Annotated in this window: 13 protein-coding genes and 1 tRNA gene; 10 read left to right on the forward strand and 4 right to left on the reverse strand. The window is 69.9% G+C overall.

The window, feature by feature from the left end; genetic code table 11:
* Position 1: 1 nt before the first annotated feature.
* On the reverse strand, positions 2-1,507 hold the full coding sequence (locus IVW53_00215; GenBank protein ID MBF6603995.1) for an SAVED domain-containing protein: 1,506 nt from the start codon (positions 1,505-1,507) through the stop codon (positions 2-4).
* A 76-nt stretch (positions 1,508-1,583) separates the two neighbouring features.
* Here IVW53_00215 and IVW53_00220 point away from each other — a divergent pair, with 76 nt between their 5' ends.
* From IVW53_00220 to IVW53_00245, 6 genes are all read left to right on the forward strand, one after another.
* The gene (locus tag IVW53_00220; protein ID MBF6603996.1) at positions 1,584-2,729 is read left to right on the forward strand and encodes an ImmA/IrrE family metallo-endopeptidase; all 1,146 of its coding nucleotides are present in this window, start codon (positions 1,584-1,586) and stop codon (positions 2,727-2,729) included.
* Between the two features lie 3 nt (positions 2,730-2,732).
* Positions 2,733-3,257 (forward strand): hypothetical protein, encoded by a 525-nt coding sequence (locus tag IVW53_00225; GenBank protein ID MBF6603997.1) that lies wholly within the window; start codon positions 2,733-2,735, stop codon positions 3,255-3,257.
* A gap of 434 nt (positions 3,258-3,691) precedes the next feature.
* The gene (locus IVW53_00230; GenBank protein ID MBF6603998.1) at positions 3,692-9,244 is read left to right on the forward strand and encodes an AAA family ATPase; all 5,553 of its coding nucleotides are present in this window, start codon (positions 3,692-3,694) and stop codon (positions 9,242-9,244) included.
* A 440-nt stretch (positions 9,245-9,684) separates the two neighbouring features.
* On the forward strand, positions 9,685-10,848 hold the full coding sequence (locus IVW53_00235; GenBank protein MBF6603999.1) for a DUF1611 domain-containing protein: 1,164 nt from the start codon (positions 9,685-9,687) through the stop codon (positions 10,846-10,848).
* Positions 10,845-11,924, forward strand: a complete 1,080-nt coding sequence (locus IVW53_00240; protein ID MBF6604000.1) for a dipeptide epimerase — start codon at positions 10,845-10,847, stop codon at positions 11,922-11,924. The genes IVW53_00235 and IVW53_00240 overlap by 4 nt, the downstream gene beginning before the upstream one ends.
* A 223-nt stretch (positions 11,925-12,147) precedes the next feature.
* Complete coding sequence (locus IVW53_00245) at positions 12,148-12,525, forward strand: hypothetical protein (protein ID MBF6604001.1); 378 nt, start codon at positions 12,148-12,150, stop codon at positions 12,523-12,525.
* A 28-nt stretch (positions 12,526-12,553) separates the two neighbouring features.
* On the opposite strand, the gene IVW53_00250 is transcribed toward IVW53_00245, so the two are convergent.
* Both IVW53_00250 and IVW53_00255 read right to left on the reverse strand, forming a co-directional pair.
* Positions 12,554-12,781, reverse strand: a complete 228-nt coding sequence (locus tag IVW53_00250; GenBank protein MBF6604002.1) for a hypothetical protein — start codon at positions 12,779-12,781, stop codon at positions 12,554-12,556.
* 84 nt (positions 12,782-12,865) lie between these two features.
* Entirely contained in the window at positions 12,866-14,239 is a 1,374-nt protein-coding gene (locus IVW53_00255) for a hypothetical protein (GenBank protein ID MBF6604003.1), read from the reverse strand.
* 345 nt (positions 14,240-14,584) lie between these two features.
* Between IVW53_00255 and IVW53_00260 the strand changes: the two genes are divergently transcribed.
* A tRNA-Arg gene (locus tag IVW53_00260) sits at positions 14,585-14,660 on the forward strand.
* Between the two features lie 137 nt (positions 14,661-14,797).
* On the opposite strand, the gene IVW53_00265 is transcribed toward IVW53_00260, so the two are convergent.
* The gene (locus IVW53_00265) at positions 14,798-15,475 is read right to left on the reverse strand and encodes a DUF429 domain-containing protein (GenBank protein MBF6604004.1); all 678 of its coding nucleotides are present in this window, start codon (positions 15,473-15,475) and stop codon (positions 14,798-14,800) included.
* Positions 15,476-16,571: 1,096 nt separating this feature from the next.
* Here IVW53_00265 and IVW53_00270 point away from each other — a divergent pair.
* The 3 genes from IVW53_00270 (at position 16,572) to IVW53_00280 (ending at position 19,118) form a co-directional block, all read left to right on the forward strand.
* Entirely contained in the window at positions 16,572-17,003 is a 432-nt protein-coding gene (locus IVW53_00270) for a hypothetical protein (protein MBF6604005.1), read from the forward strand.
* Positions 17,004-17,514: 511 nt separating this feature from the next.
* Positions 17,515-18,477 (forward strand): inorganic phosphate transporter, encoded by a 963-nt coding sequence (locus tag IVW53_00275; protein ID MBF6604006.1) that lies wholly within the window; start codon positions 17,515-17,517, stop codon positions 18,475-18,477.
* Positions 18,474-19,118, forward strand: a complete 645-nt coding sequence (locus tag IVW53_00280; protein MBF6604007.1) for a DUF47 family protein — start codon at positions 18,474-18,476, stop codon at positions 19,116-19,118. The genes IVW53_00275 and IVW53_00280 overlap by 4 nt, the downstream gene beginning before the upstream one ends.
* Positions 19,119-19,237 lie beyond the last annotated feature (119 nt).

The following is a 19,237-nucleotide window of genomic DNA, read 5'->3' on the forward strand; positions in this document are numbered from 1 at the left end:
CTTAGGCACTCAGCGGCAGATGGAACGCCGGCGTGTAGCCGCCGGGCGTGCGGTTGTCGAAGTCGAACTCGTAGGTGGTCGAGCGGCCGAAGGCTCGGCCCTCGTGCCCGATCAGGTACGCGAGCGCCACCGGGACCGAGGCGAAGACGTGGATCGGGGCAGCCCGCTCCTCCGTCGTCCGGCGCGCCTCGACGATCTGGCCGAGGTCACGCGCGAGGGCCCAGGCGTGATCGCCGTCACGCACCGAGGTGGGTCCGGTGCCGCCCGCGATGGTCAGCACCAGCATCCGTCCGATCCCTTGGGAGTGCTTGTCGGCGTAGAGCCGGACGTCCTCGGCCGTCGGGCGGGTTACCTCGATTGCGATCGCCAGACCAGGGCCGTCGCCGAGCTGCTCCTCGTGAACCGTCCACAGCTCGCCCGCAACAACCGCGCCCGTCGGGCGCCAGACCACCCGACCATCGCTCTGGACGGGCGCCACGGTGTCGTTCTTCCCGAGTAGGTGGCCTGCCAGGTAGGCGATCGAGAGGTGGGCGTCGAGGTACAGGTTGTACATACGGTTCCCGCTGATCCGTTCGTCGAGGAACGAGCGGATACGAGGAGCGAGGTCGCGATCCCAGTCGACCTCCGCGGCCTTGTACCGGCCGTGGAAGTCCGGGACGAGGTCGAGCGTCGCGGCGTGGTCCTCGAGGTTGATCGCGCCCCGCGAGAAGCTCTTGATCGCGATGTCGCGCGGATCCGACTCAGCCCGGAGCGGCCGGCCCCGCCACAGCTTCGCCTTCTCCAGGAATGGCCGCAGGGACGTCGCCCGGTGCTCTCGTGGGCCGCCCTGGATGAAGCGCCGGACCATCGAGATGTGCGGGTTGTCCAGCTCCCCATCGGACGGCGGAGCGATGCCGGCAAGGGCGAGAGCGTAGCCGAGGTCCTGCTTCATGCGGTGCATCGGCACGTTGTCCCGGATCCGGAGGTGGCGCAGCACGCGCTCTAGGTGCTCATCGCTGACGCCGCCGAGATCGGCCCGCCACTGCTCCCGGACCTTCCCCGTCTCCGACTTCGGCCCGTCGACGAACAGCTTGTTCGTGATGATCTCGCCGTCGTTGTTGCTGACCAGCGTCCGCAGGATGTCGTCCGGGTCGAAGCGCCAGGCCGTAACAAGGGTCAGGCGCTTGGCGATGTCGCCGCCCTTCGTGGCCGCGTACGCCTTGTCCAGGAGGGAGTGCGTGGTCGCGCCGATGAACGACGGCGTCGACAGATCGAGCGCCCGGATTGTCTCTCGGCCGTCGACGTGGTACTTGAGCTGGTAATGGTCGACCTCGATGAGTCGGTTGTCGTGGCTGTACAGCGGGACGCGGTTGACCGCCACGACATCGTCGAACGCCTGGATTATCGGGTGCTCGACGTAGACAACCTCGGCCGGGTCGTCCTCCATGAAGAGGCGGGCGGCCTGGATCCAGAAGTAGAGGTGCTGGTAATCCTCGCCGAGAAGGATCGGGACGACGCTCGGAGTCATAGCCTCATACTATTCAACTTGACGGACATCGTCAAATCGACTAGTCTAGCAGCGTATTCATCAGGGAGACGGACTCATGGCAATTTCGCCGACCGCGGACATCGGGGCGAATCTTCAGCGGCTGCGGGGGATGCGCGGCTTCACCCAGGAGGCAGCGGCAGAAGCAGCCGGCTTGTCCCGAGCCGCGTACCGGAACCTGGAAACTGGGCTGAGCGAGCCTAGGGCCTCGACTCTCGTCGCGCTGGCCAAGGCGCTCGGTGTGTCACCAGCCGACCTGCTGCTCCCGGCACCGCCGCCGCCACGGGCGCGCTTTCGGTCGAAGCTCAGGCTGAAGGACCGGCCTCGGATCCTTCACGATGTCGGGCGCGAGCTCGACGACTACGCGTCTCTCGAACGGCTTGTCGACGAAGCGCGGCCCTATCTCTTCCGGAACTTCAGCCCCCCCGAGGGACGAGATCGCGCCCGGAAGGCGGCCGAACTCGTCCGGGAAGGGCTGCAGCTCGGCGACGACCCGATCTTCGACATCAGCGGACTCCTCGAAGACAAGGTCGGGATCAAAGTCCTCTGGCTTGAGATCGCCTCGGACGGGTTCTTTGGCCTGTCCGTCGCCGAGGATGGCTCAGGGCCTGCGATCGTCGTAAATAGCTGGGATCGCATCAGTGTGGAGCGACAGATCTTCACCGCGGCTCATGAGCTGGGCCATCTGCTCCTCCACCGAGACGAGTTCAACCCAGACGAGGTCGCCGAGGACATCGACGCGGAACGCGAGGCGGATGTCTTTGCGGCGTATCTCCTGATGCCCGAGCCACGCTTCACCAAGGAGTGGCAGGAGGTACGAGGGCTTTCGCTGTTCGACGCCGTGATGAAGATCAAGCGGATCTTCCGGGTGAGCTACAGGAGCGTGCTGCACCGCCTCGATGAGCACGGACTCAAGGATGTCTGGCCACGCTTCATGGCACAGGCGAAGGGGCGTCTGGGCCGGGCGCTGACTCGGATCGACGAGCCCGATCCCTTGTCCCCGGCAGCGCGCGGAACTGCGGCCCCGGAACCCCTTCGCGGTCGCGAACCGTTTGAGCTTGCCCCGAGCGACTTCGATCCCGACCGCCGGATGCGCCTCATCCGGAGGGCGCTCGATGAACGGCGGATGTCACTCAGTCGCGCGGCCGAGATCCTCGGTCTCGACCTCCGGAAGATGCGCGATCTTCACCAATCCTGGGCGTAGCCGGTGGAGGGGACGCCTCGGTCCACGCTCGTCGGTGACGCCAGTGTGCTCATCGACATCGCGGATGCAAACGAGGCCGTCCTAGGGCTCATCGCTCAGCACCTGGCACGGGTCATCATCCCCACGCCTGTTCTCGCTGAGGTCGACGGCCTTGACGAGCTGAAGTGCGCGGCACTCGGCCTGGAGGTCGTCGAGCCCACGCTGGACCAGCTCCGAGAAGCTGCGATTCCCCACCCTGCGCTCTCGTTCGCGGACAAGGTCTGCATAATCGTTGCGCGCGATGCCGGGGGAATCGCCTGGACCAACGACGGCCCGCTCGGCGATGAGTGCGACGCCCATGGTGTGCCGAGGATGCGTGGCCTTCGGCCGCTCATCGCCCTCGTTGAAGCCGGCGCTCTTGCGATCGATGTCGCTGTTGGGACGGTCGACCTGATCAGCGCCAACAACCCGTACATCACGCCGCCGATCGTCGCCGAGTTCCGCCGGCTCGCAGGCGATGCCGATCGGAGGCGCCAGGGCGAAGAGTAGGGGCGGTCGAGCCCATCGAGTCAGTCGCGTCCTTCCCGACCCACCGTCGGGGCACCCGCGTACGGGATCCAACGGGGCGCAGGAGGGATCTACGCAGCCTCGACATCAGGGACGTCTGCTCCATCGATCGGGATTCGGATACTTCTGGCATCCGCGTGCCCAACTCGTGTACTCGGTACACGAGCACATCGGGATCATCGTCATCCCGAGGACGAAGGCCATCGCACTGGCCGCCATCGTCAACGCAGCAGAGGGTGCTCGGCGGAGACGGGGCCCTCGCGTGGGCAACTCAAGCTGTCACTCGGGCCGGTACATTGGGTGGCGTAACCCGAGCTTCGGGATCGGAAGGGCAGGGGGCATTGACAAGCCCAGATCAGGCTGAACTGAGCCGCCGCGCGAGGAACCTCGTCGAGTTCCTCCGGCGGCTCACGCAGATGAGGACCGTACCCGTCCGCGACGTGGGCGAGTACGAGGAGGTCGTCTGGTTCGCCTCCGTGCCAGACATGTCCGGAAGCCATTGCGTCACGCACGAAGGACATACCGCCGACGCCGATTGGATCGCGATCGAGCGTCCACGGATCCCGCAACGGCCTCAGGCCCCGGCAACGCTGTGGGGCTGGCTCGTTGACGACGCGGAGAGCACCGCCGAGCCCGCCCTGCGCGACCTCGACGAAGGCGAGGACCTGCCTGACGACGTCGTCGCGGCATACGACGAGTATCTCGACGCCTGGCGCGACTGGACCGCCAGGTATGGCCCCCGAGTTCCCCTCCTGGCGCTCTACGAGCGCCTGTTCCGGATCAAGCAGCAGGCCGATCAACTCGGTGAGCGATTCGAGACCGTGGTCGCCGCGGGCCTGGCGCTGGTTCCGGGAGGAGAGCGTGGTCGAATTCGCCGCCACCTCGTGACGATGCGGGCGGAGGTCCACTACGAGCCGCAGACGGGGCGGATCACGGTGCGGCCGGCGCCGGACGGCATCGACGTCCAGTTCGAGGACGACATGCTGGACCCGGCGCTCGTCCCGCGTAAGGAGCTCCGCGAGCCGGCGCATGCAGCCCTGGTCGCGGCCGGCACGGAGATCTGGGCGGGCACGACCCTCGTTGACGCCCTCACGACGTGGACGCAGGCGATGCGCCACGACGCGGTCTTTGACGCTGGGATCGACGCCCCGGCAATGCCGTCGGAGGGCGTGCTCGTCGCGCTCGCGCCGGCGCTCATCCTTCGCAAGCGAACGACGCGATCGCTCCTCGCGTTCTACCGGAAGGTGGACGAGCAGCTCGAAGCCGGGACGCTGGACCCGGGCCTCGTCGCGGGACTCGTGGCCGAGCCCGATGGATCGTCATCGACCGGCGCCGGGGCAGCGGCTGTCGCCGACACGGACGAGCTGTACTTCCCGAAGCCGTACAACGCCGAGCAGCTCGATGTCCTCCGCAGGCTCACGACCTCCGATGGGGTGGTGGTGGTCGGGCCGCCCGGTACCGGGAAGTCGCACACGATCGCCAACCTCGTCTCGCATCTGCTCGCGACGGGCCAACGCGTGCTGGTCACGAGCCACACGAGTCGCGCGCTCGAGGTCCTGCTGGACAAGCTGCCCGATGAGATCCGCTCGCTCTCCGTCAGCCTCGTCGGCGACGGACGGGCGGGGATGCGCGAGCTTCAGCGCTCGGTCAGCGCGCTCGTCAACCGCTCTACGGACCCCGAGTGGGAGACGCCGAAGATCGACCACCGGATCGCCCGGTTCCGGCAGCTGCGGGAGCGAGCGCACGAGGAGCGCCGGCGCCACCTCGCGGCGATCCGAGAGGTCCGTGAGGGGGACGCGAAGGTCCACGACCCCGGCCTGGGCGGCTACCGGGGCACCCTGTCGCAGATCGCCGCGGAGATCGCGGAGCAGCGCGACGCCCTGGGTTGGGCGACCGGCATGGCCGGCGATGCGCCTACCCTCACCAATGCCGAGGCGACGGAGCTGGCAGCCTTCGCCACCTCGATCTCCCAGGAGATCGAGGCCCGCTGCCGCGTGCCGCTCCCCGATCTGCCCACGGTCGAGACATTCACCGAGCTGTGCTCGCGGATCGCCGACCTCGAGGTAGCGGTCGCAGGTGCGGCCGAGAGCCGCCAGCTACCGTCGGCGGCGGCGTTGACCGCCGCGACCCACGCCGACCGGATGACCCTCGCCGCGGCGATCGATCGCCTGCTGCAGGCGCGGGCAACGGTGGCCGTCGCCGAGCCCTGGGAGCTGCCCGCGTTCGAGGCCGCTCTCGGCGGACCGGTCGCGAGGTGGCGGGAGCGCAAGTCCCGCACCGTCGAGTGGATCGCGACGCTGCGGGAGACGGCGGCGACCGCGGACGGCGTACTCGTCACCGGGGCATTGGCCGTTGAGCCCATCGCGGCGCGCGCCGCGATCGATGCGCTGCTGGCTCACCTGCAAGAGGGCCGCGGGCTGGGATTCGGCCCGTTCAAGCCGAGGGTCGTGAAGGACGCGCGACTGGCGCTGGGGACGGTGCGCATCGACGGTCTGGAGCCCGTCTCCGTGCCAGCGCTGCAGCGGCTCCGCACCTGGATCGACGCCCGTGTCGCCGCGGATCGAGCCCGCGCGGCCTGGTCCCAGGAGCGCCGCCTGACGGACGACTCTGCGTACAGCGTGCTGGCCAACCTCGAAGAGCTCCTGCCGGCGCTCGATCGCGTAGTGGCTGCCGAGGGATGCCGGGCCGACGTGGTGGCGGTGGCGGCGAGAATGCCGGGCCTGCCGTTGCCCCCATGGGCCGATACAGAGGGCTGGGTGGCGCTTGGTCGGGCGGCACGGGCCGTCGATGCCGGGGCGGCACTCGAGGCCGCCGTCGGAGAGCTCGCAGGCCACAGAGATCGGGTCGAGGGATCGGTGACCGACGAGCCTGGCGATCTGGTCCCGATCGTCCTCGTGGCCATCGATGCCCGCGACGCCAAGGCCTTCGCGACAGCCCGGGCCGCCGTCGAGGAGCGCTGGCAGGAAGCGGGCCGCGTGCGGCGGCGCGATGAGCTCATGGACCGGCTCATGTCGCAGACGCCGGAGCCCACGCTCGCGCAATTGGCCACGGACGGGTCGTGGACTGAGCGCCTTGCCCGCTACGAGGCCGCGTTCTGGTGGGCGAAGGCCGAGGCGTGGCTCCACGACATGCTGGACGCGTCGTCGGGTGGCGCCGTCAGTCGCGTGGCGATCCTGAACGATGAGATCCGCGGCCTAACGGGCTCGATCGGGGAGCACCTCGCATGGCGGAACTGCCTCACAGCGCTGACCCTCGGCCAGCGCATGCACTTGACGCTCTACCAGAAGGCCATGAAGAAGTATGGCCAGGGCAAGGGCAAGTACGCGCCGACCTATCTGGCCGATGCCCAGCGGGAGCTCGAGCAGTGCCGAGCTGCCGTGCCGGCCTGGATCATGCCGACCTACCGAGTCGCCGAGTCGCTCTCGCCGGATCGAGATGCGTTCGACGTGGTCATCGTCGACGAGGCGAGCCAGTCCGGGGTCGATGCCCTGTTCCTGTGGTGGCTGGGCAAGAAGGTCGTGATCGTCGGGGACGATGAGCAGATCAGTCCGGACGCGGTAGGCCTCGAGCTCGCGCCAGTGCTGGCGATCAAGAAGGAGCTGCTCGGCGATCAGCCCATCGGGAGCGTGATCGCGCCCACCACCAGCCTGTTCGACCTCGGCGACATCGCGTTCACCGGCAACCGCACGTACCTGCGCGAGCACTTCCGGTGCATGCCGGAGATCATCGCCTTCTCGAACCGCATCTCCTATGCCGACTCGCCCCTGGAGCCCCTGCGCCAGTTCGGAGCCGACCGCCTCCCGCCCCTCCGCTCGAGCCACGTCGCCGGCGCCACCCGGTCGGTCGGGGTGCGCGGCAACCTCAACCGCGACGAGGCGCACGAGATGGCGGAGGCGATCGTCGCCTGCATCGCCGATCCCGCGTACGCGGACCGGTCGATGGGCGTCATCAGCCTCACCGGCGAGCATCAGGCCAGGTACGTGGAGCGCCTGCTCCTGGAGCGGATCGGGCCTGATGAGATGCTCAGCCGCCGGATCAAGTGCGGCGACGCGTCCGCCTTCCAGGGCGATGAGCGCGACGTCATGTTCCTGGGAATGGTGGCGGCACCGACGGACAAGGGAAACCGGCTTCCAGCGCAGACGAGTGACGTGATCCGCCGCCGGTTCAATGTCTCCGCGAGTCGCGCACGGGACCAGATGTGGCTATTCCACTCCGTGACGCAGGCGGACCTGAACCCGGACTGCCTGCGGTGGAAGCTGCTGGAGCACTTCCTCCATCCGGAGATGCCTGATCCGGACCCGGACCTCGGGATCGTCACGGAGCGGGATCGACATCAGGCCTTCGACAGCCTGTTCGAGCAGCGTGTCTATCTGCGGATCAAGAACCGCGGCTATCGGGTCCGCCCACAGGTACCCGCGTATGGCTACCGGATCGACCTCGTCGTCACAGGCGGCGAGAACCGGCTCGCGGTGGAGTGCGACGGCGACGAGTGGCACGGCGCCGAGCAGTTCGAGAAGGACCTCGCGCGCCAGCAGGACCTCGAGCGCGTCGGCTGGCGGTTCGTGCGGATCCGCGAGAGCGAGTTCTACCTGGACCCGGAGGCCGCGCTCCGCTCGCTGTGGCTGAAGCTCGGCGAGGTCGGGATTCGGCCATTCGGAGAGCTCGGGGTGGCCGCCCTGGAGCCGGGTGCCGTTGCGGTCGACAGCAGCGACCTGGAGGCGGTCGTTGAGGCGCTGCTGGATCCGTTCGAGGAGCCGGCCGAGGGAGCAGGTCCGCCCGAGCAGCCGACGCCGCCGCTCCCGCCTGAGCCCCTTCCGGTACCGGCTCCCGCGCCGGCGCCAACCCCGCAGCCCGTCGCTCCCATCGCCCCCGCCGTGCTCGGCAAGGTGCCCGCCTATCGAGCCTGGGCGGGCTCGGACGTCTCGGACCCCCGGTATGCGAGGCAGGGTGACCTCGTGGCCATCCTGCTCGACGTGGTCGCCGCCGAAGGTCCGGTGCTCGCCCGGCGCGCCTATCGCCTGATCCTGCAGGCGGCCGGGTTCCATCGGCTGGTCCACACCGTCGTCTCGCCGCTGAACAAGGCGGCGGTTCGAGCCGAGCGCGAAGGGCGGCTGATCGCGGTGCCCTCGGGGATCGGCAGCTCGCTCGCCGAGCGCGTGCTGCGCCTGCCCGATCAGCCGCAGGTCGTCGTTCGGAAGCGCGGCGCCCGGGACCTCGAGGAGATCCCGCCGTCCGAGGTCCAGGCGGTTGCTCGCCAGCTCCGTGGCTCGACGGTCATGCCGTCGGATCGCGAGCTGCAGCGGGCGATCCTCGCGTTCTACGACCGCACCTCGCTCACGGCTGCGGCGAGCACCTACATCGAGAAATGCCTGCGGGTCACTGTCGCGCTGGGGCCTGAGCCGGTCCAGCAGCGGCCGATCTGGGACAAGCCCACGGCAACCGCGGCAGGGACGACTCCACCGGCGCGCCCCACAGAGCCTCCGACGAGGCCTGTCGCGGCACCGGTGCGACCGGCCGGTCCGGAGTTCAAGAAGGTCCTCGCCGACACGATCGCCCGGGCCCAGGTGCTCTCCACTGGCGCCAGGCATCGCCTTGCGACCGAGTGGCTGGACGAGGAGAACGAGCCGTCTCGTGCCAAGGTGACCAGCGCCGCCGGCGCGGCTGGCGCTCCGCGCGATTGGAGCACCGTCGCGCGGATTGTCTCGAGCACCCTCGCCGATTGGCCCGCCTCCGCGCGTGGGGCTGTCGTGGATGCCGCCTTCGCGTTGACCGCGAGCAGCGCCCCAGAGGGGGCGGCCGAGCTGCTCGTGCCGTGGCGAGCCGCACTCCGCCCGGGGAACACGGCCACCCCCGCGCCTCGAGATGAACCCGGCGGCACGCTGTGTCCGCACGGACATGTAATGGGCACCTGCCCCCTCATCGTCTGCAAGGGCCACCCCCTCGGGGGCATGGCCTTCGACGAGAACTGAGCCCATGCCCACGTTGAGGGTGCGCGACCAGTCGACCTTCGGGCCCTGGGCGCCAACCCGGGGCCCTTCCACGTTCGGTCGCGTCACAGACGGGAGGCGCGGTCTGCCGGCAGGCTCGACGGCCTATGGGCTACCCTGCCCCCGTCCGCCGATGCGCCCTTCGTCGAGTTGTAGGACCGGCACAGCACCGCGCAGTTGGCGACGTCGAACGAGGCATCGCCAATGGCAAGCGGGACGACATGGTCGACGGTGAGATCGCTCGCCGGATGGTCGGGGCGCTGGTAGCCGGAGCACCAGTTCCCACGCAGTCCACGCCATGCGCGGGAGCACCCGCTCGCTGAGGCGCGCCAGGCCCGCGTGTTGTACAGGGCGTACCCCCGGACCGCGCCCCGGGGGCGTCTCTCGTGGTGGCCCGGGGCGCGACGTGGCCGGGGCACCGTATGCTCCCGGTGCTCGGGGGTCAGGACCGGTTCCGGGGGCTGAAGTCGGGAGGCGCACGCGTGGCATCGTCGGGCTCGGGTCGGCGGATCGTCATCCTTGCCGAGGGGCAGTTCGGATTCCATCACGGCAAGACGGCGATGGGGGTGATCCGCTACGGCCCCGACCCGGTCGTGGCGGTCATCGACTCGACGAATGCCGGTCGATCCGTCCACGAATGGCTCGGCGAAGGATCGCGGTACGACATCCCGGTGGTCGCCTCGCTCGCGGAGGCGCTCGCCACCGGTGAGGCCGCGGGTTCGCCGGCGACAGCCCTCCTCATCGGCATCGCGCCGACCGGAGGGCGGCTCCCGGAGGATTGGCGGGTGACGATCCTCGGGGCCATCGGGGCCGGCCTCGACATCCTGTCCGGCCTTCACACGTTCATCGGAGACGACCCGGACTTTGCCGCCGCGGCGGCGGAGCGGGGCGTCGAGGTCATCGACTACCGCCGACCGCCCGCGCGGATGGAGACCGCCCTCGGCCGGCTCCACGGTCCGGGCAAGCGGGTGATCCTCACCGTCGGCACGGACTGCGCGATCGGCAAGATGAGTGTCGCCCTCGAGCTGACTCGCGCCGCGACGGAGGCGGGCCTGCGGGCCGCATTCGTCCCCACCGGCCAGACGGGGATGATGATCGCCGGCTGGGGTGTCGCGGTCGACCGCGTGATCAGCGACTTCAGCAACGGGACCTGCGAGTGGCTCGTCGAGCAGGGCGAGCAGCGCGGCGACTGGATCGTCGTCGAGGGCCAGGGCTCGCTCGACCATCCGGCGTACAGCGCCGTCACCCTCGGCCTCATCCACGGGTGCACGCCCCAGGCGATGGTCATGGTCCACAAGGCGGGCATGGAGGACCACGAGTTGGATCACGCCGACGGTCGCCGCTTCCCGATCCACCCGCTGCCCGATTTCATCCGGATCCACGAGGAGGTCGCGGGACTCGTCGCGCCCTCGAAGGTGGTCGGCGTCGCCCTCAACACGTCGCTCATCGCGGATCCCGACGAGGCGCGACGCGTCATCACGGCGACGGCCGAGCTCACCGGTCTCCCGACGGACGACCCGTTCCGCTTCGGCCCGGGCCCGCTCTGGGCCGCCATCCAGCCGGCCGTGGACGCCCTCGTCCGATGAGGTTCTCGGCAGCAGCCGGACCGCTCCGGATCGAGGCGCGCTCGATCTTCGTTGCGTACCGCGACCCGTTCCGGATCGCCCGCTCCCACGGCGGCGACGGGATGACGAGCGTCATCGTCGAACTTCGCCACGCCGACTGGCCCGGCCTCGTCGGGTATGGCGAGGGCTACCCGGACGCGTACTACGGCGAGACGCTCGAGACGATCGCGGCTGTCACGCCCATCCTTCTCGCCGCGATCGACGCCGATCGCCTCGGGGCGACGGCGGACGCCGCCGAGGCGTCACTCGCCGCGATCAGCAGTGCGTTCGACGAGCGGATCGCCCACCACGGGGCCGCGAAATGCGGCCTCGACATCGCCCTCCACGATCTCGTGGGCAAGCATCTCGGCATGCCCGTCCACCGCCTGCTCGGCCTGTCCGCGACGATCCCGCCGACGGACTTCACGATCGGCATCGACGAGCCTGACGTCGTCGCCACCAGGGCGGCCCGGGCGAGCCACTTCCCGGCCCTCAAGATCAAGGTCGGCGGCCCGCACGATCTCGAGACGCTCGAGGCGGTCCGGCGCGTCTTCACGGGCCCCATCCGGGTGGACGCGAACACGGGCTGGCAGCCGGACGACGGGGCCCGCCTGGTGCCGCATCTCGTGAGGCTCGGCGTCGAGCTCATCGAGCAGCCGTTCCCGCGCCACCGGCTGGACCAGCTCGCCTGGCTCCAGGAACGCTCGGAGCTGCCGATCGTCGCGGACGAGAGCGCCGTCACGATCGACGACCTCGATGGTCTCGTCGGGGTCGTGCGAGGCGTGAACGTCAAGCTCGCCAAGTGCGGCGGCGTCGGGCCCGCGAAGCGGATGCTGACCCGAGCGGCCGAGCTCGGCTTCCAGCGCTTCGAGGGCTGTATGGAGGAGACGAGCGTCGGGATCGCGGCCTCGGCGGCGGTCGCCTCGCTCGCCGACTGGGTCGACCTGGACGGATGCCTCCTCCTCGCCGAGGACCCGTTCACCGGGCTCGAGCTCGGACCGGACCATCGCTGGCGGCTCACCGCCACGCCCGGCCTCGGGGTCCGGCCGGCCGCCTGACCTCGCGGCCGCGAACGCCCGTTCGTGTGGACGACATTGTGGACGAGAACGTGGACAAACCCCCTTCCGGTCCCCACTGCCGCCGCCTACGATGACCTCCCCGTCCGACGCGACGCACCGAGGAGGCGTCGTGGATGGGGAGTCGAGGGCCCGCTCCGATCGCCATCCCGCGGTCACGCGCGCCCTCCGTCGAGCGAGCGTGAGGAAGGGAGGAAGCCCATCGATGGAGTCGAAGAGGCCGGACGAGGCCGCGCCGACGAACGAGATCGCCGCATTCGTCCGCTTCTGTCACCGCCGCCGTCGAGTCGGCTGGCCGGAGCTCTATGACGAGATGTGCGCGGTCGCGAGCCGTCGGCTCTACAACGGTTGGGGGTTCGCCGAGCTTGCCGACCACGGCATCGGGTTCAGCCTGTTCCAGACCCCGGCCCTGGCCGCCATCGCGCGCGAGATCGTCCGCGAGGAGGCCGACCGACGACCGCCGGGCCTCGGGCGGATGAGGGCGGACCGGGGGCCGGTCGGGGAGTCCGCCGCCGACCCTGACGGCGACGCCGAGACCGATGCGCGGCGGATCCTTCGACTGTCCATCGCAGCCACCGGATAGGTCGCTGCCGGACGAGCCGGCGCGCGGGTCAGGCGCGGATCCGTCGACGGGCCATCTCGCCCTCGACCTGGCGCTCGGCCTCCACGTAGGTATCGATCTGCTCGCGCAGCTGGTTCGCCTCCGGGGTGTAGAGGTGGACCTGCTGCTGGAGGATGTAGCTGAGGCGGCGGCTCGTCATCCGGACGTGATCGAGGTTCTTCATGAGGACGAGCGGATCCATCGCGGCGAGGTCGGACGGCGCGTACATCTGCTTCATGGCGCCATGGTAGCGGTGCCTCGATCGCGCCGACCGCTCGGTGCGGCACTCGGCGACGGCGGCGCGGCTCGCGCCGCCGTCGCGTCAGATCGCGCGCAGCCCGCGCGGTGGCCAGTCCCAGCCGATCGGGACCGTCGCTCCGGCGAGCGCCCGCCGCCGTCCCGACTCGCCGGCGCCGAGGACGAGGATCCGGTCGGTCTTCGTCGCGCGCCCGGCCTCGTCGCCCCAGAGCTTGGTCATCTTGCGGTCGGCCGCGACCGGGTCGATGACGATGCCCGCGAGGGTATAGCCCTCCGGCGCCGCAGCGGCATCCCAGACCCGCTCGGCGAGACCGAACCCGTCGGCGATCGCCCGACCGCGGTCGAGTTCGACGTCGCCGATGACGAGCGCGACGATGGCATCATCCGCCAGGACGGGCCGAAGACCGGCCAGCACCTCGCGGATGAAGGCGAGATATGGCTCCCGATGGTGCGCATCGTCGAGCGTCGCGTCGATGGCGCGGGCGTCCTCGCCGAGGAACCAGGTGCGGAGCCAGTTGTAGTAGCCGTACTTCACCACCCGCAGATACGGCGGCGAGGTGACGACGAGGCGGATGCGATCCGGCAGCCCCCGGGCGCGGAGCGCGTCGCGCGCCCGAATACCGGCATCGCGGGCGTCGCCGAGGAGGGCGATCCCCGTCGTAGCGGGGGGCGGATCGCGGAAGAGGCGATCGAGCTTCGCCTCGAGACCCGCGAACACGTCGCGCTCCGGCGATGCGAATCCCGTCCGGGCGGCGAACTCCCGGACATACCGGGGGGCCATGCTGAAGGTGTTCGGCATGATCTCCGAGAGGTAACTCCGGCTCTTGCCGTGGAGGATGCCGGTGATCGCCGCGCCGAGGAAGCGGTCCGTCCGGTCGTCGAGACGGAGCGATGTCCGGACGAAGAGAAGCTCGGCGAGGGTGCGGGGATGGAATGCGAGGGCGACCTCGGCGGGAACCGACTCGAGACCGGCGTCTGGACCGGTCCGCGACCCGGCCGCCGGCACCCACGCCGATGGGTGATCCGATCGGCCGACGATCCGTTCGGCGAGGGCGAGCCAGCCCGGCGATGCGGCGGCCCAGCCGAGCCGGAGCGCGGCGACCCGGGTCCTGGCCTCGGCCGGTGTCGGCGGTTCCACCTTCGCGGCCGTAAGCACATGGGCGAACGGGTTGAGGTCGTTGCCGACGCCGATCCTTCCCTCCGCGCATGCCTGGAGCGGCGTCGTCCCGCGTCCGCTGAAGGGATCGAGGACGACGTCGCCGGGCCGCGACCAGCGGGCCACGAACGCGTGGGCGAGACCGGCCGGAAAGCTCGCCAGGTACGAGCACATCGGATGAAAGCTGTGGCCCCACAGGCGAGGCTGGTCCTTCCACTCCGGCGCGATCGACAGGTCGGGCAGCCCGAACGGCAGCTCGAGGGCGAGCTGGGCCGTCTCCACCGTTCTACCCGTTCGAGCCACGCCGCCGCACCTCCACGCTCCGTCCACCGGTCCCGGCCGGCGGGCCGCGGAGCATAGCACGCGGGCAGTGCCCGATCGGACGGGTGAGCGGAGGCACTGGCCGCGACGCGCTGGTGAGCGTACCCTAGGGCCGAGCTCGAGGCTGTCGCGCGGAACCGTTCGACGCCCGGGCGTCCGATGGCGGCCGTCGCGCCCTCGTCGGGCTCCGGGCGCCGTTTCGGGCCCGTCCCCACCGTCCGGTGCAATCACCGGCGAAGAGGCCACCCGAGCTCCAGGTGGGCCGCCGCGACGTCCAACGGGCGCGGCGGCCCGCTTCGGTCCCACGTCCCCGTAGCTCAGTGGACAGAGCAACCGCCTTCTAAGCGGTAGGCCGCAGGTTCGAACCCTGCCGGGGACGCCACGTCACGCACGCGCTGCGCATCGCCACGCACGACGGACACGCGAGCGTGTCCGTCAGGAATTCCCTCGATCCTCGTGCGAAACGAGAGACCGGCCGTTGGTGGGCAGCCGGGACGTCGGGACGCCCATGGGTCGGCCTCAGTAGTGGATGACGCCGCCGAGGGCGGCGTCCTGCGGCGGCGGGCTCGGCAGCGTTCCCGAGTGGCCCGTCGCGATCCGCAGCGCGGACCACGCCGCCGCCGCGGCGTCGACGACATCGTCGGGCGCGACCCGGCCGCCGTCGGGCAAGTCCTCCGGGAGGCGGATGCCCATCGCCGCGAGGAGCGCCCGTCGCTCCGCAATGCCGCTCCAGCTGCGCTTCGAGTAGCGGAGCGGCGTCCCTTGCATCGCCCGGAAGCTCACCTCCGGGTGGACCTCGACGATCCGCTGGTCGCTCTCTGCAGCGGGGGCCACCTCGAGGATGTACTTCCGCAGCGCGTACGCCTGCTGGCTCGGGGCGCGGCTCACGAGGCGGCGAGCCAGTTCGACCGCCGTCTCGTATGAGGGAGCCTCGAGCACCTCGCGGGGGAACGTCTCGAAGACGGACGACGCACGGGCGGGCCCGACGAACGTGCGGGCCGCATCATCGGCCGGTCGCGTTCCTCCGACCGGAAGTCCGATCGGGATGTCGATCGCGACAACCCCGACGTCGGGATGGCGCTCGAGCAGGGCGGCGAGCGACGGCTGAAGGTCCGCTCCGACGAAGGCGCCGTCGACGAGCAGCACAGCGAGCCACTTACCGGCGGCTGCGTCGACCCCCATGACCTTCGAGATCATCGGGCGCACGTCCGAAGTCGGCGCGGCGGTGCTTTGAGCCGGTGTCAGGCCGACGTCCGGGGTCGGCTCGACGAGGCCCGCGTCGCCCGAGAGGGCCTGCCGTTCCTTCGCGTACTGCCAGAGCGCCCGATCGAGCGTCCGCATCCACACCCCGGCTTCGGCTGCCAGCAACCGACACGCCTGCGTGTACGCCGACCAGAACCCGAACGAGTAGTAGGAGGGCGGGGCCTCGACACGGAGGCTCCACAGCGCCCGGTAGGCGATGATCGGATAGAGCTCACGATGACCAAGGTGAAGGAGCACCGATGCCGTCGGGAGCTGGACCCCATGGAGCCGGGTCAGGGCCTTGATCCGGAGACGCTCGTCGGGAGTCGAGAGGGCGAGCCGGGTTGTGGCCTCGACGGAAGCTTCGTCGTTCTTCTCGCAGCGGCTCCTGGTCCGCTGTGTCTTCCAGCGGGTGACGACGAGGAACTCGTCTCGGGTGTACCAGCCCCGGCGACGGGCTGCCTTCCCGATCGCCTCGACAGCCGAGTCGTCGGCGGAGCTGTAGCGAGCCGCCCAGAAGGGGACCTCGGCGAGCGGGAACCGCAGCTGGAACGTGGGGACGTTTGGCACACTCATCCTGACCAGCTCATGGACCGAGGGCACGACGCCACGCGTGCTTGAGGTCCGCGACGAGCATCTGGTACTCCCAGCCCATCCAGCCCTCGACGGCGAACGAAGGCGGGGTGAAGTGTCGGCACGACCCCTCCCCAGTCGCTCGGGAGTTCCGTGCCAGGCTCTTTCCTGGTCACCGGGAACGCCCGTTGACCGGTCACGGCCTGAACGGCCGTCACGCCAAGGGCGACGACGACGGTGCGGCTCGCGGGATCACCCCGGGGGCCGATCGCGGGATCGTACTCGCGGCATGGGCAGCCGGGACAGTGTCGGACCGTCTTCATGAGCCCAGCCTATACCGTCGGCCGGGCCGTCAACGGGGACGCGAACAAGCCGCCCGGTGGGTCGACGATCTGCGAGTCGATCCCCATGATGCGGCCACGCTGGCCGAGTTACATGCGGGTACTCGCAGGCAAGGCGTCTCGAGCAGGTGCCCGGGATGGCACGCGACGCCATCGCTGCGTTCCTGGGAATCGCGTCGAGTTCAGTCGAGGTTGAGGTGATCCCGCGGTTGGCTGCGGATCTGGAGGCCACGGTGACAAAGGCGGGTCGTGTCCGTGAGGCTGCCGAGCTCATGCACCGAGAAGCCGCCAATCTCACCCGTGCCGCGGTCGTCAGTCTTGCCGATGCCGGCTTGACGGTTCGTGACATCGGCCGCGTCGTCGGCCTTTCGCATCAGCGGGTCGCCCAGATTCTGGCGCAACCTGCCGACGCCGCGCCGAGCGGCAGTCTCGTCGACCTGATGGCTGCCCTTGAGGCGTCGGTCAGCGCGGCCAGGATGGCCCGCGGAGAAGCGAACGAGGTCGCCAGTGGCGAGGGCAAACCCCGACCGCACCTGGTGGCCGCAGCCGGTCCGACGCCCTGGCCGTGATCCCCGGACACCACGTTGACGAGGATGGCCATCGGATCGAGCCCTCCGTCCCAGGGTTCCGGCAGATGGCCATGAGGCGGGCACTGGTCTGCAGGTCGGTGACAGGTGGCCCTCCCCCGCGCATCTGGCAGGATCCACGTGCCGACCCGGTACGCTCCACGCTCAGGTCTACGAGCGCCCCGTGGAGAGTCGGTGACCAACGCCCGCCTGGGGGTCATCTGGCACGAACGGCATGCCGCGTCGTACCCCGCCCGATGGAACCGGATCCGGCGGAAGCCGGGCGGGCCTGCGCTGTCGACGACGTCCGTGGGGATCACGGCTAGCGGATGGCGAACAGGCTGACGAGGAGGACGCCGGATCCGACGAGCGTGATCGACGGCATATCGCAGCCGAGACCGCTCGTTCCCGGCACCCCGGCGCGTACTGGGTGTTTGTTGTAACAGGCATTCATCGCCCGTGTTAACATTCCGATAACAAAGCGCATGTCTGTACGCCCGCACTCGAGGAGGCCGTGGACCATCTGGCCCTGCTCCTGCTCGCCCTCGCCCTGTGCTTCGTGGCGGGCGCCAACGACGGCTCGACGCTCATCGCCCTCAACCTGACCAACAAGGCGATCGGTCCGTTCGCCTCGATCGTGCTCCTCGCCGCGGTGATCGCCCTCGAGCCGTTCGTCCTCGGCACCGCAGTCGCCACGACGGTCGCCCACGGGCTCGTCTCCTTCGCGGGCCAGGGTGGCGTGCAGGATGTCCTCATCGCCGTGCTCGTGACGCTCGGCGTCATCGTCGTCCTGAGCCGGGCCGGACTGCCCACGAGCCTCACCCTCGCGCTTGTGGGGAGCATCGTCGGTGTCGGCCTGGCGACGGGTCGCCCGGTGTCGTGGACCACGGTGCGGTCGGCACTCGTGGTCGGGGTCGCTGCGCCCGTGGTGAGCGCGTTCGTCGGCTGGTGCGTCGCCCGCTGGCTGGGCCATGTTCCGTGGCGAGCGGAGGTCCGGCGCCAGACGAGGGTGCTGCACGGCGGAGCGTTCGTCCTCCAGGCCGTTGCCTATGCGGCGAACGATGCCCAGAAGCTCTTCGCCGTCGCGGCCCTGGCGACGGCTGGCGCGACCGGCACGGTCAGCGTCGAGCCCGCGTCCCAGATCGCCATCGCCGTGATGTTCAGCCTCGGCATCCTCGTCGGGATCCGGCGCTACGCCGGCCGACTGGCCGACCGGGTCATGCCGGTGCGGGAGACCCACGCGATCGCGGCCAAGCTCGGGGCCTCCGCTTCCGTTCTCGCGTCCGCGGCGATCGGCCTGCCGGTGTCCATGACGCAGTCCGCGACCGCCGGCCTGGTGGGAGCGGGGATGAGCGAGGCGATCACGCGCGTGCGGTGGCCGCGCACCGTGCCGATCGTCGGCGCCTGGCTCGTCACCCTGCCGGCGGCGACGGTCGCCGCGATCGTCGTGGTCGTCGCATTCCAGACGGTCCGATGAAGTTCCAGCTGGCCGGTCTGATCAGCGACCTTCGGGGGCAGACGAACCACCGCTTCGTCGACCTGCTCGGGGAGCACCTCGATGAGACCCGGGCGGCGGCCGAGCTCGCCGGACGCGCTGTTCGTGGCGACATCGCCCCAGCAGAAGCGAACGCCGCCATGATCGAGGTCGAACACCGGGGCGACGACCTTCGACGCGACCTCGCCCGTCTGCTCTCGACCACGCTCATCACGCCGATCGATCGCGAGGACATCTCGCGCATCTCGCGCTCCATCGACGACGTTCTCGACAACCTCCGCGACTTCCTCCTGGAGTTCCAGATGTTCGCGCCCGACGACCAGGGGGTCCTCGAGCCGGTGCTCGAGGCGGTCATCGGCGCGATCGCCGAGCTGCGGCTCGCGATCTCGGTCATCGTCGCCGAGCCGGGCGCGATCATGGACCGGTCTGTCCGCGCGAAGAAGGCCGGGAACGAGATCCGGCGGCGCTATGAAGTCCAGCTCGCCGCGATCTTCAGCGGAGCGCTGTCGATGGACGTCCTCAAGCTCCGGGAGCTGCTCCGCCGCCTCGATGTGGTGGGCCTGAGGGTCGGCGAGGCCGCGAACGCTCTCTCCGATGCGGCGGTCAAGCGAAGCGAAGGCTGACGGTCCGACTCCTCGCCCCGGGCCGGACCGGCGCCGCTGGCAGAGGGATCGTGATGTACCCTTGACGCTATGTAACAGATGTTATACAACATCCATGCCAACGTAACCATCGTAGCATC

The sequence above is a fragment of the Chloroflexota bacterium genome (genome assembly GCA_015478725.1).
GTDB lineage: Bacteria > Chloroflexota > Limnocylindria > Limnocylindrales > CSP1-4 > C-114.